Annotated in this window: 13 protein-coding genes; 4 read left to right on the forward strand and 9 right to left on the reverse strand. The window is 67.2% G+C overall.

Annotated elements, in window-relative coordinates:
- The first annotated feature begins 34 nt into the window (after positions 1-34).
- Genes hutI through hutU form a run of 4 tightly spaced genes read left to right on the forward strand, consistent with a single transcriptional unit; the run spans position 35 to position 5,182 of the window.
- Positions 35-1,231, forward strand: coding sequence for an imidazolonepropionase (gene hutI, locus NFE57_RS09680; protein ID WP_252135369.1), 1,197 nt, complete (start codon positions 35-37; stop codon positions 1,229-1,231).
- Positions 1,228-2,751 (forward strand): histidine ammonia-lyase, encoded by a 1,524-nt coding sequence (hutH, locus tag NFE57_RS09685; protein WP_252135370.1) that lies wholly within the window; start codon positions 1,228-1,230, stop codon positions 2,749-2,751. Before hutI ends, hutH begins: the two co-directional genes overlap by 4 nt.
- On the forward strand, positions 2,748-3,536 hold the full coding sequence (hutG, locus tag NFE57_RS09690; protein WP_252135371.1) for an N-formylglutamate deformylase: 789 nt from the start codon (positions 2,748-2,750) through the stop codon (positions 3,534-3,536). Before hutH ends, hutG begins: the two co-directional genes overlap by 4 nt.
- A complete protein-coding gene (hutU, locus tag NFE57_RS09695) occupies positions 3,533-5,182 on the forward strand; it encodes a urocanate hydratase (protein WP_252135372.1) in 1,650 nt (549 codons plus the stop codon). Before hutG ends, hutU begins: the two co-directional genes overlap by 4 nt.
- Positions 5,183-5,203: 21 nt before the next feature.
- On the opposite strand, the gene NFE57_RS09700 is transcribed toward hutU, so the two are convergent.
- The 9 genes from NFE57_RS09700 to flgF all read right to left on the reverse strand — a co-directional run bounded on the left by NFE57_RS09700 (position 5,204) and on the right by flgF (position 13,431).
- Positions 5,204-6,118, reverse strand: a complete 915-nt coding sequence (locus NFE57_RS09700; RefSeq protein ID WP_252135373.1) for a flagellar motor protein MotB — start codon at positions 6,116-6,118, stop codon at positions 5,204-5,206.
- A 129-nt stretch (positions 6,119-6,247) separates the two neighbouring features.
- Entirely contained in the window at positions 6,248-7,111 is an 864-nt protein-coding gene (motA, locus tag NFE57_RS09705) for a flagellar motor stator protein MotA (protein WP_252135374.1), read from the reverse strand.
- A 375-nt stretch (positions 7,112-7,486) separates the two neighbouring features.
- Complete coding sequence (flgL, locus tag NFE57_RS09710; protein ID WP_252135375.1) at positions 7,487-8,398, reverse strand: flagellar hook-associated protein FlgL; 912 nt, start codon at positions 8,396-8,398, stop codon at positions 7,487-7,489.
- Between the two features lie 4 nt (positions 8,399-8,402).
- On the reverse strand, positions 8,403-9,752 hold the full coding sequence (gene flgK / locus NFE57_RS09715) for a flagellar hook-associated protein FlgK (RefSeq protein WP_252135376.1): 1,350 nt from the start codon (positions 9,750-9,752) through the stop codon (positions 8,403-8,405).
- Positions 9,749-10,102: a rod-binding protein gene (locus NFE57_RS09720; RefSeq protein ID WP_252135377.1), complete on the reverse strand. Its 354-nt coding sequence runs from the start codon at positions 10,100-10,102 to the stop codon at positions 9,749-9,751. The genes flgK and NFE57_RS09720 overlap by 4 nt, the downstream gene beginning before the upstream one ends.
- Positions 10,102-11,187 (reverse strand): flagellar basal body P-ring protein FlgI, encoded by a 1,086-nt coding sequence (locus NFE57_RS09725; RefSeq protein WP_382280258.1) that lies wholly within the window; start codon positions 11,185-11,187, stop codon positions 10,102-10,104. Before NFE57_RS09725 ends, NFE57_RS09720 begins: the two co-directional genes overlap by 1 nt.
- A gap of 23 nt (positions 11,188-11,210) precedes the next feature.
- A complete protein-coding gene (locus NFE57_RS09730; protein WP_252135379.1) occupies positions 11,211-11,885 on the reverse strand; it encodes a flagellar basal body L-ring protein FlgH in 675 nt (224 codons plus the stop codon).
- Positions 11,885-12,673 carry a flagellar basal-body rod protein FlgG gene (gene flgG / locus NFE57_RS09735; protein ID WP_252135380.1) on the reverse strand — a complete coding sequence of 263 codons (789 nt, stop codon included), beginning with the start codon at positions 12,671-12,673 and terminating at the stop codon, positions 11,885-11,887. Before flgG ends, NFE57_RS09730 begins: the two co-directional genes overlap by 1 nt.
- A gap of 11 nt (positions 12,674-12,684) precedes the next feature.
- The gene (gene flgF / locus NFE57_RS09740) at positions 12,685-13,431 is read right to left on the reverse strand and encodes a flagellar basal-body rod protein FlgF (RefSeq protein WP_252135381.1); all 747 of its coding nucleotides are present in this window, start codon (positions 13,429-13,431) and stop codon (positions 12,685-12,687) included.
- Positions 13,432-13,441: the final 10 nt, after the last annotated feature.

Genomic DNA, 13,441 nt, shown 5'->3' on the forward strand with positions numbered 1-13,441 from the left:
AGACATAATAGCGCGGCGTGACGAGGATGGCGACATGGATCGCACGGTCGACCGACTCTGGCATCATGCGCGGCTCGCGACGATGGTCGGCGCGGGGCTGGGGGTGATCGAGAACGGCGCGATTGCCGCAAAAGACGGGCGTATCGTCTATGCCGGCGCGGCCGAGGGCGCGCCGTCCGACTCGATCGAGCGGATCGATTGCGGCGGGCGCTGGATCACGCCCGGACTGGTCGATTGCCACACACACCTCGTCTACGCCGGCAACCGTGCGCCCGAATTCGAGCAGCGGCTCGAGGGCGCGTCCTATGAGGAGATCGCGCGCGCCGGCGGCGGGATCGCCTCGACGGTGCGGGCCACGCGCGCCGCCGACGAGGGCGCGCTGATTGCCGAGAGCCTGCCCCGGCTCGACGCGCTGATCGCCGAAGGCGTGACGACGATCGAGATCAAGTCGGGCTATGGCCTGTCGCTCGATGCCGAGATCAGGATGTTGCGCGCGGCGCGGGCGCTTGGGGGCCGGCGTGGGGTTCGCGTGGTGACCAGTTTCCTCGGCGCACATGCGGTTCCGCCCGGCACCGACGCCGACGCGTACCTCACCGAGGTGTGCGATCGGATGATCCCCGCGATCGCCGAGGCAGGCCTCGCCGATGGGGTCGATGCCTTTTGCGAGACGATCGGCTTCACCCCTGCGCAAACCGAACGCGTGTTCGCAGCGGCGGCGGCGCACGGCCTGCCGGTCAAGCTCCACGCCGAACAACTCTCGAACAGCCACGGTGCCGCGCTCGCGGCGAAATACGGCGCGCTCTCGGCCGACCATCTCGAACATCTCGACGCCGCCGGGATCGCCGCGATGGCGGCAGCGGGGACGGTGGCGGTGCTGCTACCGGGCGCCTTCTATTTCATGCGCGACTCGCACGTCCCGCCGATCGCGGGGCTGCGCGGTGCCGGCGTCGCCATCGCGCTCGCGACCGATTGCAACCCCGGCACGTCGCCGCTCACCTCGTTGCTGCTGGCGATGAACATGGGCGCAACGCTGTTCCGGCTCACCGTTGCCGAATGTCTGCTCGGCGTGACGCGCGAGGGCGCTCGCGCGCTCGGCCTCGGCCACGAGATCGGCACGCTCGAGGCGGGCAAATCTTGCGATCTGGCGATCTGGGACGTCGAGACTCCTGCCGAGCTCGTCTACCGGATCGGGTTCAACCCGCTCCATCGCCGTGTCTGGAGAGGCCAATGACGATCACGATCCGGCCCGGCGCGATGGCGCTCGCCGATTGGCGGGCGATCTATCGCGGTGCGGCGGTAATGCTCGATCGCGCGGCCGATGACTCCATTGCGGCGAGCGCGGCGGCGGTGGCGCGCATCCTTGCCCGGCACCAGCCGGTCTATGGCATCAACACCGGGTTCGGAAAGCTCGCGAGCGTCAGGATCGGCGACGACGAACTCGAGATGCTCCAGCGCAATATCGTCCTCAGCCACGCCGCCGGGGTGGGCAATCCCACCCCCGCGCCGGTGGTGCGGCTGATGCTCGCGCTCAAGCTCGCGAGCCTCGCGCAGGGTGCCTCAGGGGTGCGGCCGGTGACGATCGCGATGCTCGAAGCGATGCTTGCACAAGACCTGCTGCCGGTGGTTCCGGGCCAAGGCTCGGTCGGGGCGAGCGGCGATCTCGCGCCGCTCGCGCATATGGCCGCGGCGATGATCGGCGTCGGTGAGATCATGCGCGGCGGGCAGACCGGCCCCGCCGCCGCGATGCTCGCCGAGGCCGGGCTCGTCCCGCTCACGCTCGGCCCCAAGGAAGGGCTCGCGCTGTTGAACGGCACGCAATTCTCCTGCGCCTTCGCGCTCGCCGGGTTGTTCGAGGCCGAGGCGTTGCTGCGCGCGGGGTTGGTGACCGGCGCGCTCTCGACCGAGGCGGCCAAGGGATCGGATACCCCGTTCGATCCGCGCATCCACGCGCTGCGCCGCCATCAGGGCCAGATCGAGACCGCGGCGGCGCTGCGCGGCCTGATGACGGGCTCGGCAATCCGCGCGAGCCATGCCGTCAACGACGAACGCGTGCAGGACCCGTATTGTCTGCGCTGCCAGCCGCAGGTGATGGGCGCATGCCTCGATCTGCTGCGGCAGGCAGCGGCGACGCTGGCGACCGAGGCCAATGGCGTCACCGATAATCCGCTGATCTTCGCCGACGCCGACGCGGCGCTGTCGGGTGGCAATTTCCACGCCGAGCCGGTCGCGTTCGCCGCCGATACGATCGCGCTCGCCTTGTGCGAGATCGGCAGCATCGCCGAGCGCCGGATCGCGATGCTGATCGATCCCGCTTTGTCGGGGCTCCCGGCGTTCCTCACGCCCCGGCCGGGGCTCAATTCGGGGTTTATGATCCCGCAGGTGACCGCCGCGGCACTGGTGTCGGAGAACAAGCAGCGCGCCTATCCGGCCTCGGTCGATTCGATCCCGACCTCGGCCAATCAGGAGGATCATGTCTCGATGGCGGCGCACGCCAGCCGGCGGCTGCTCGCGATGGCGGACAATCTCGGCCATGTCCTCGGCATCGAATTGCTCGCCGCGGCGCAAGGCTGCGATTTCCACGCCCCGCTGACGTCGAGTGTAGCGCTTGAGGCGGCGCGCGCGCTGCTCCGCGCCGAGGTGCCGATGATGCACGACGATCACCATGTCGCGCCCGACATGGCCAGGGCGAACGCGCTGGTGCGATCGGAGCGGATTGCGGGCGTCGCCGCCGATCTGCCGGGGGTGGCGTGAGCGGCTGGCTCACCGTCGCACGCGGCGATGCGCCGCTGATCGTCAGCGTGCCGCACGCGGGCACCGACATCCCCGCGCCGCACGATACCGGGATGCGCTCGATCGCGCTGTCGCAGCGCGATGCCGATTGGCATGTCGACCGGCTCTATGCGTTCGCCCGCGATCTCGGTGCGACGATGATCCGCACGGCGGTGTCGCGCAGCGTGATCGACCTCAACCGCGATCCAAGCGGCGCGTCGCTCTATCCCGGGCAGGCGACGACCGGGCTGTGCCCTATTACGACGTTCATGGGCGAGCCGCTGTACGAAGCAGGGGCCGAGCCCGATGACGCCACGATCGCGGCGCGGCGCGCGGCTTATTTCGATCCTTATCATGCCGCGCTCGCCGCCGAGATCGCGCGGCTGCGCGCCATGCACCCCCGCGTGGTATTGTACGATGCGCATTCGATCGTCGGCGTGGTGCCACGGCTGTTTGCCGGGGTGCTGCCGCAGTTCAATATCGGCACCAATGATGGCGCGACGTGCGATCCGGCGTTGACGGCCGCCGTCGCCGCCGCCTGCCCCGAACCCAGGATCGTCAACGGCCGCTTCAAGGGCGGCTGGATCACCCGCCGTTACGGGCGCCCCAAAACCGGCGTTCACGCGATCCAGATGGAACTCGCGATCCGCGGCTATGCCGACGAAGCGGCGCCCGATCGCTGGGACGCCGATCGCGCCGCGCCGATGCAGCAAACGCTGCGTGCCGTACTCGGGGCGTGCCTCGATTTTGCGAAAGGACGCGCATGACCCGTCTCGACAACAGCCGCATCATCAAGGCCGCGCGTGGCACCGAGATAACGGCGAAAAGCTGGCTCACCGAGGCGCCCTTGCGGATGCTGATGAACAATCTCGACGCCGAGGTCGCGGAAAACCCGCACGAACTCGTGGTCTATGGCGGCATCGGCCGAGCCGCCCGCGATTGGGAGAGTTTCGACCGGATCGTCGCTGCGCTGCGCCGGCTCGAGGCCGATCAGACGCTGCTCGTCCAATCGGGCAAGCCGGTCGGCATTTTCCGCACGCATGAGAATGCGCCGCGCGTGCTGATCGCCAATTCCAACCTGGTGCCGCATTGGGCGACCTGGGCGCATTTCCAGCAGCTCGATCGTGCCGGGCTGATGATGTACGGCCAGATGACCGCGGGATCGTGGATCTATATCGGCTCGCAGGGCATCGTTCAGGGCACGTACGAGACCTTCGCCGAAGTTGCGCGGCGTCACTTTTCGGGGGACGCCTCGGGCAAATGGATACTGACCGCGGGGCTGGGTGGAATGGGCGGCGCACAGCCGCTCGCAGCGGTGATGGCGGGGTTCTCGTGCCTCGCGATCGACTGCCAGCCGAGCCGGATCGAGATGCGCTTGAAGACCGGCTATCTCGATCGCGCGGCGCGCACGCTCGACGAAGCGCTCGATATCGTCCGTAACGCCAGCACGCCGGTCTCGGTCGGCCTGCTCGGCAATGCCGCCGATATCTATCCCGAGTTGGTGAAGCGCGGTATCCACCCCGACGTCGTCACCGACCAGACTTCGGCACACGATCCCGCCAACGGCTATCTGCCGCAGGGCTGGAGCCTCGATCGCTGGGCGCGAGAGCGTACGAGCAATCCCGATGCGGTGACCAAAGCAGCCAAGGCATCGATGGCGGTGCAGGTCCGCGCGATGCTCGATTTCCACCATGCCGGCGTGCCGACCTTCGATTACGGCAACAATATCCGTCAGATGGCAAAGGATGAGGGCGTCGCCGATGCCTTTGCTTTTCCCGGCTTCGTGCCCGCCTATATCCGCCCGCTATTCTGTCGCGGCGTGGGGCCGTTTCGCTGGGTCGCGCTCTCGGGCGATCCGCAAGATATCTACAAGACCGACGCCAGGGTGAAGGAACTGATCCCCGACGATCTGCACCTCCACCGCTGGCTCGACATGGCGCGCGAGCGGATTCACTTTCAGGGCTTGCCGGCGCGGATCTGCTGGGTGGGGCTCGGCGATCGCGACCGACTCGGCGTCGCGTTTAATGAAATGGTGGCGAAAGGCGAGGTGAAGGCGCCGATCGTGATCGGCCGCGATCATCTCGATTCGGGGTCGGTCGCGAGCCCCAATCGCGAGACCGAGGCGATGAAGGATGGCAGCGACGCGGTGTCCGATTGGCCGCTGCTCAACGCGCTGCTCAACACCGCCTCGGGCGCGACCTGGGTATCGTTTCACCACGGTGGCGGCGTCGGCATGGGCTATTCGCAGCACGCCGGGATGGTGATCGTCGCCGACGGCACGCCCGAAGCGGCCGCGCGTCTCAAGCGCGTGTTGTGGAACGATCCCGCCACCGGGGTGATGCGCCATGCCGATGCCGGCTATGACGAGGCGCTGCGCTGCGCCGACGAGCGGGGGCTCGATCTGGTGCGGTAAGGGCGCCGGCTTGTGCTGGTGCTATTGCCCGAACGCGCCCCGGCGGTAGAGCAAGGTGATTGCGACGCGGCGGTTGCGCGGATCGGCGGCGTTGTCGGCGATCATCGGTTCGCGCTCGGCGACGCCTTCGATCCGCTCGAAGCGCGCCTCGCCCAGTCCGCCCGCTGCGAGCCGGCGGCGCACGGCTTCGGCGCGGCCCGATGAGAGCATCCAATTGTTCATGTTCGCCGGATTGCCATAAGCGAGACTATCGGTGTGGCCGCGGATCATGATCGGGTTCTGGCTCGGCTTGATCGCGTCGGCGACCAACCCGATCAATTTGTCGGCTTCGGGCTCGAGCGCGGTCGTGCCCAGCGCGAACATCGAATAATCGGCATCGTCGATCAGGTCGATCCGCATCCCGTCGCGGGTCCGCACGAACCGGATGTGCTTGGAGAGTTTGGACAGTTTGCCGTTGATCGCGATCTCGCTCATCACCTGGCGGCGCATCGCCTCGAAATTCTTGCGATCCTCGGCCGCCAATGCCTCGCGGCTCGTATTTTTGAGCGATCCCTCGCGGCCGCTGCCGGTATCGGGACCGCCGGCGGCGCTGAACGGCACCGTCAGCGCGCGCGTGCCCGTTTGCGACGCTTTGTGCTGGTAATTATCCCGATCGACGATCGATTCGCCGCCGAACAGCCCGTTCGAACCGGCGCTGTTCTCGCGCAGTTCGACCAGCGTCGGCGCGAAATAATCGGCGATCGACTTGCGTTGCTTTTCGGTGGTCGCGCCGAGGATCCACAGCAGCAGGAAAAACGCCATCATCGCGGTCACGAAATCGGCATAAGCGACCTTCCACGCGCCGCCGTGATGCCCGGCGCCATGGCCTTCGACATAGACTTTGCGGACGATGATCTTGGGCGGCTGGTTCGAGCCGTGCGGCGCGCGGGCGGCCATTTATTCGGCTCCCTGCCGTCGCAGGCCGCACCAGCCCACTCCCCCACCCGACCACCCACGATCGTACACTGAATGGGTGGTCGGATGGGGGAGTGGGCTGGTGCCGCTATGGCGAAGCCATACCATCAATCAACGCCCCCGCAGGCCGTCGAACACCTCGGCAAAGCCGGGCTGGTTGACGTTGGCGATGCCCGAGCGCGCGGCTTCGATCACCAGCGGTTGCGGGTGGCCGTGGAGCGAGGCGATGATGATCTGCTTGACGGTGTGGTAGATGGCGGCGTCGGCATCGATCACCTGTTGCAACCGCGTCGCGAGCGGGCCGACCAGCCCGTAGGCGAGCAGCACGCCGAGAAAGGTGCCGACCAGCGCCGAGCCGATCATCGCGCCGAGGATCGCGGGCGGCTTGTCGATCGAGCCCATCGTCTTGACCACCCCCAGCACCGCGGCGACGATGCCCAGCGCGGGCAGCGCATCGGCGAGGCTCTGGAGCGAGGTTTGCGGCCGCTGAACGCTCTGGTGGTGCGTTTTGATCGCGTTATCCATCACCTCTTCGACCGCGTGGACGTCGAGCGTGCCCGACGACACGACGACCAGGCGGAGCGTGTCGGCGATCAGATTGACCAGCGTATGATCGGCGAGCAGCCGGGGGTATTCGGCGAAGATCGCGGAGGATTTGGGGTCTTCGACATGCGGTTCGAGCGCGATCGGCCCTTCCATCCGCAGCATCTTCATCAGCTTCGAGACGAGGAAGATCGTGTCGAGATAATCCTGCTTATGGTATTTCGGCCCCTTGAACACCTTGGCGAGCCCGCCGCCGAGTGCCTTCAACTCCTTGCCCGAATTGCCGATGATGAGCGCGCCCGCGGCGGCGCCGCCGATGATGATCAGCTCGTGCGGGATCGCTTCCATGACGGGGCCGAGCGCACCACCGGTGAAGACGAAGCCGCCGAATACCATGACGAGAAGGACGACGAGGCCGATTGCAGGAAACATGGTGTTGCTTTTTTCCCCCTTGGGCTCACGCGCGCTTGCTTCAGATAACGACCGCGACGCCCGAGGCTTGACCTCATTTTGTCGCTAATTGGTTACCGGCGCCGTAATTAGGTTCAGATTCATGGCCGGCAATGGCCGTGACGGAGCGGATTTTGGCGCAGGAGTAGGAGCGAGAAGGGAGCGATGCAGTAGCATCGTGACCGACGAGGGACGCCCTTCCTGCACCAAAATCCGCCCGCCGCTACGCGGTTGCCCACAGCAGGCCGCTGGCTACGTTACTTGCTTGCGCGTAGCGTCGGCTACGCGTCTGCGCTGCGCTCCTTGCCAGCGGCCTGCTGTGCGCAATCACGACCGTTGCCGGCCATGAATCTGAACCTACTTGATGTAATTGAACAGCGAGAGCTGGGTAAGCTGGGTGAAGGTCGCCTGCGTCGCCTGCAGAATCGTCATCGTCTTTTGCAACTCGGCGATCGCCGTCGTGATATCGGTATCCTCGATCGCCGAACGATCGATCTCGCGCGCATGGGCGGCATCGGCGGCGCGCGATTGTTCGAGGTCGAGCCGGGCGCCGCGCGCGCCGATCGAGGCGCGCACGCCGGTCAGATGATCGACCGATGCCTTGAAATCGCCCAGTGCTGTCGCGGCCGCGGCCCCCACGTCGCCACCGCTTTCGAGCGTGTCGGCGAGCGCGCCGATGATCGCGAACACATCGGTGGGCCCGCCCGCACCCTCGATCCCGCCGAACACGCGTTGGGCGCTGTCGGTGGGCTGGATCTGGACGGTGTCCGACACCGGGATCGCCATCGGATCGCCGGTACCGGCGAAGCTGACGCTGCCGTCGGTCGCGCGGGTGACGCCGGTCTGGGCCGAGCCCGCACCGAACAGGGGCTGGCCGCGCGCATCGGTGGTATTGGCGAGGTTGACGAGATCGTCGAGGATCGCGCGCAATTGCACCGCGATCGCCTTGCGATCGGAATCCGAAAAAGTGTCGCTGCCCGCCTGCACGGCGAGTTCCTGCGCGCGCTGCACCTGATCGAGCACGCTGGCAAGCGTCGCGTCCGATTGCTGGAGCAAGGTCTGCGCAAGCTGGACGTTGGTCGCATAAGCGGTCGCGTCGGCGCCGGTCCGCGCGATTCCCTGCAAGCGCTGATAGGCGATGATATTGTCCGACGGCGCGGCATATTTCCTGGTCGTCGAGATCTGCGCCTGCAGCGTGTCGGCATGCGCGGACAGCGTCGCCATTTGCGACGTCGAGCGATCGAAGAACAGACGGGTGCTGATCTGCATGGGGCTAGCTCACGTTGAGGATCGACTGGAAGATTTCGCGCGCGACCTGGATCACGCGGCTCGATGCCTGATAGGCCTGTTGGTAGCGCATCAGATCGACCGCCTCGGAATCGAGATTGACCCCCGACATCTGGTCACGCGCGGCGATCGCGCCGTTATGGATCGAGGTCTGCGCTGCCGCCACCGTCCGGCGCGAACTGAGCGCGGCGCCGTTATCGGCGACGAGCGCGGTGACGGCGCCTTCCGCGCCGCCCGAGCTGCGCAAGGCGTCGAACCCGGCAAGGTTGGTGTTGTCGCGCGTGCCACCGCCGGGCGTGGCCGCGGCGATCCCGCGCGGGTCGGTCAGCGTCATCGCGATACTCGCGGCGTCGGTGCCGATCGTGAACATCGGTGCGCCGGCATTGCCGTCGAGCGTCTCGCCCGCCGCCTGCACGGCGTTGACGCCGTTGACGAATTCGGTGACGACGCGATTGATCGCATCGGTCGCCGTGGCGAGCCGCTGCGCCGAATCGGCGATGCCGGCAAGCGCGCCCCCCGCGGGCGATACCGACTGGCTGACGCCATTGCGCCGCATCGAAAAAGAGACCGCGCCGTCGGTGTTGCGGCTGTAAAGCACCGTGCCCGGTTCCAGCCCGGGCGCGACGAACACCGGGCCGTTGGCATTGCCCAGCTTGACCGTCGCGCGACCGGCGACATCCATCGTCACGCTGATGTCGCTGAGCGCGCTCATCTGTTCGAGAATCTGGTCGCGCTGGTCGAGCAATTGCGCGCTGCCCGTCGAGCCGGGGGTGGCACGGCTCAACCCGTCGTTGACCCGCGCGAGCCCGGCGGCGAGATCGTTGAGCGTCGTCACCGCATTGCCCGCGGTGGCATCGAGATCGCGGCCGAGCTGCGCAAGCTGCGACGCGGTACCCTTGAAGGCATCGACCAGCCCCGAGGCCGAATCGAGCATCGCGAGCCGCGGCGCGCTCGCGCTCGGATCGGCGGCGATCGCCTTGGTGGCGTTGAAAAAGCCGGTGAGCGCGCTCGACAGCCCGTTGCGCGTCAGCGCCTGCTCGATCTGGTCGAGCCAGGTGACCGCGGTCTCGCTGCGTGCCAGGTCGGCGCCCGCGGTGCGCACCGCACTCTGGCGCAGTTCGTCGCTTTCGCGCGCAATCCCGCTGACGACCACGCCCGAGGCGACCAGCGGCGCATTGCCGTTGATCCCGTGCGAGGCGGCCGCGACCTCGTTCATGTTGGTGGTGCGGCGGACATAGCCCGCGGTGCCGGCGTTCGCGATATTCTCGGACGTCGTGCTGATCGCGGTCTGATAGGCGCGGACGCCCGAAGCGCCGATGCCGAGAAGGTCGGTCATGCTGCGTCACCCCCCTGGTTCGACGGCGCGGCCGGCGTCCCGGGTGCAAGGCCGCTGTCGGCACGTGCGAGAAACTCGACCATCGCCTTGCCGATGCCGATCGGGGCGTGGGACGCCATCGTCTCGGCGATTTTCTGGTCCTGCATCTCGCGGAACGTATCGAGTGCCTTTGAGTCGAACAGATCGTCGGCGAGCTTCGCGGCGCGCATCGATTTGAGCATCATGCCGGTGAAGATCGCTTCGAACTTGTCGCCCGCGGCGTCGAGATTGTCGCGCGTCGCCAGCCGACGCGTGTCGGTGGAGACGGTGGGCGTGAGCCCGGCGATCTGGGAGGCGACGCTCTCGACCATCACAACACGATCAGGTCGGCTTTGAGCGCGCCGGCCTCCTTGAGGGCCTCGAGGATCGCGACCAGGTCCGCCGGCGACGCGCCGATCGCGTTCACCGCCTTGACGATGTCGGCAAGCTGCGGGCCGGGATCGAACAGGAACATCGGGCGCACCTCCTCGTCGACCGCGACGGTGCTGTTCTGCTGGAGCGCGGTCTGGCCCTTGCTGAACGGCGCGGGCTGGCTGATCTGCTGCTGCTCGTCGATCCGCACCGTGAGCTTGCCGTGGCTGACCGCGGCCGGCCCGACGCGCACCGCATTGTTGATGACGACGGTGCCGGTGCGCGCATTGACGATCACGCGCGCGGGCGGATCGGCCGAGATCACGTCGAGATTCTCGATTTCGCTCATCAGCATCGTACGGATGTCGGCGCCCTGCGGCGCGGCGATCGCGACCGACACGGCGTCAACCGCTTCGGCGCGCCCGTTGCCCAGCCGGCTGTTGATCGCGGCGGCGACGCGCTGCGCGGTGGTGAAATCGGCGCGCGTCAGGTTGAAGGTGAGGCGCGGCGTGGTGGCAAAACCGGTGTTGACCGCGCGCTCGACGGTCGCGCCCTCGGGGATGCGGCCGCTCGACGGGATGTTGATGACGATCTTCGAGCCGTCGGCGCCCTGCGCGCCCAGCCCGCCGACCGCGAGATTGCCCTGCGCCATCGCGTAGATCTGGCCGTCCGCACCGTAGAGCGGGGTCATGATCAGCGCTCCGCCGCGCAGGCTCTTGGCCTTGCCCATCGACGAGACGGTGATGTCGAGCCGCTGGCCCGGCTTGGCGAAGGCGGGCAGCTCGGCCGTCACCATCACTACCGCGGCGTTCTTGAGCGCAGGGTTGACCCCCGGCGGCAATTGCAGCCCGAAGCGCGAGGCGACGGCCTTCATCGACTGGATCGTATATTCGAGATTGTCGTCGCCCGTCCCCGGCAGCCCGACGACCATGCCATAGCCGGTGAGCTGGTTGGTGCGGATGCCCTGAAACGCGCCCAGATCCTTGATCCGGTCAGCATAAGCGGGCTGGGCGATCAGGAGCGCTGCAAGAAAGGCGAGGAAGATGCGGGCCATTGCCGGGCGCTCCGTCAGAAGGGGCTGATGATCTGGAAGAACCGGCTCAGCCAGCCCTGCCGGCTGGCGCGGGCGATGTCGCCCTTGCCGGTGTACGAAATCCGCGCGTCGGCGACGCGCGTCGAGGCGACGCGGTTGTTCGCATCGATATCGGCGATGCGGACGATGCCCTTGATCTGGACGAACTCGTCGCCGCGATTGAGCGTGACGCGCTTCTCGCCCTGGACGAGCATCGTGCCGTTGGGAAAGACCTGCGCCACGGTGACGCTGATCTCGCCCGACAGCGCATTGGCTTGCCCCGCGCTGCCCTTGCCGTCGAAGCCGCGCTTGCCGCCGAGCGTTGCATCGCTCTCGCTGAACAGCGACAGCGCGCCGGTGGTCGGCGGGACGAGCCCGAACTGGCCCTTCGAATCGAGCTGCGATGTCGACGATTTGGTCGCGACGGTGCGCTCGACGAGCACGATCGTCAGCGGATCGCCGACGCGGCGCGCCTTCCAGCCTTCGTGAAGCGCGGCATAGCCGTAATCGGCCTGGAAGATCGCGCCGTCGGCTGGCGGCGGCGGCGGCGGTGGCGGCAGCGTGAGGCTGTAATCCTCGTGCGGCTTCTTTTCGGCGTGCGCGGGCGTGGCGCCCGCAGCGACGAAGGCGACGGCAGCGATGCCGAGCGACAGGGCGGAAAGCGTGCGCATCAGATGTTCTGATTGACGTATTTGAGCATGTCGTCGGTCGCCGAGATCATCTTCGAATTGACCTCATAGGCGCGCTGCGTCTCGATCATGTCGACCAACTCCTCGACGACGTTGACGTTCGAGCCCTCGAGCATCCCCTGGCGGATGTTGCCGCGGCCCTCTTCGCCGGCGATGCCGATGCTGACCGGGCCCGAGGCCGCGGTCTCGACCAGATAATTGTCGCCGATCTCCTGCAGCCCGCCCGTATTGGGGAAGCTCGCGATCTGGATCTGGCCGATCTGGCTCGGTTCGGTCTGGCCGGGGATCGTCGCCGAGACGGTGCCGTCGGTGCCGATCGTGATCGAGGTCGTGCCCTCGGGCACGGTGATGCCGGGCATCACCTGATAGCCTTCGCTCGTGATCAGCAGCCCCTCGGGCGAGCGCGAGAAATTGCCCGAGCGCGTGTAGCCGAGCTGGCCGCCGGGCAATTGCACCTGGAAATAGCCGTCGCCGTCGAGCGCGAGGTCGAGCGCGTTGCCCGTGGTCTGCATGTCGCCCTGCGTGTCGATCCGGGCGGTGCCCTGGATCTTGACGCCGGTGCCGAGGTTGAGGCCGGTCGCGTATTTGCTCTCGGACGTGCTCGCCGAACCCGGCGCGGTGATCGTCTGATAGGCCAGCGTCGCAAACGCGGCACGGCCCTTCTTGAACCCGGTCGTGTTGACGTTGGCGAGGTTGTTCGAGATCACCCGCATGCGCGTGTCCTGGGCGTCGAGCCCGGTCCGCGCGATGTGCATGGCTGCGCTGCTCATATCCTAAATCCTCAGCTGGGCATGCGCATCACCGATGCGCCGCTCTCGTCCATGTTCTTGGCCTCTTTCAGAAGGTTGGCCTGTACTTCGTAGCTGCGCTGGTTCTGGATCATGTCGACCAGTGCCTGCGTCATGTCGACGTTCGATCCCTCGAGCGCGCCGATCTCGATCTTGGCGTCCATGTCCTCGGGCAGCGTACCGCCGCCGTTGACGTGGAGCAGGTTGTCGAGCCCCTTGAGCGTGTCCGAACCTTGGGGGCTGACCAGCTTGAGCTTGTCGATCACCTGCATCTCGGTGCCGCGTTCGGCGCCCAAAGGCAGGATCGAGACCGTGCCGTCGGCGGCGATCTGCACCTTGTCGGCGGGCGGCACGGTGATGGGTCCCCCCGAACCCATCACCGGGAAACCGTCACCGGTTTCCAAGACGCCCGACGCCGCGATCGCGAGATCGCCACGCCGCGTATAGGCTTCGCTGCCGTCGGTTGCCTGCACCGCCAGCCAGGCATCGCCGTTCATCGCGACGTCGAGCGGGCGGCCGGTTTGCTGGACGCTGCCGGGGTTGCGATCGGCGTCGATCACCTCCTCGGAGGTGGGGCGGCGCGTTTCGAGCCCCTGGCCGATCAGGGTAAGCTGGTCGAACCGGACGCGATCGGCCTTGAACCCGGTGGTCGAAGCGTTCGCCATATTGTTCGCGATCGCCGCCTGCGCCGCCATGTGCGCGCGCAGGCCCGATGCCGCGGTATAGACCAGCTTGTCCATCTATCGTCCC

The sequence above is a fragment of the Hephaestia sp. MAHUQ-44 genome, from assembly GCF_023806085.1.
GTDB lineage: Bacteria > Pseudomonadota > Alphaproteobacteria > Sphingomonadales > Sphingomonadaceae > Sphingomonas.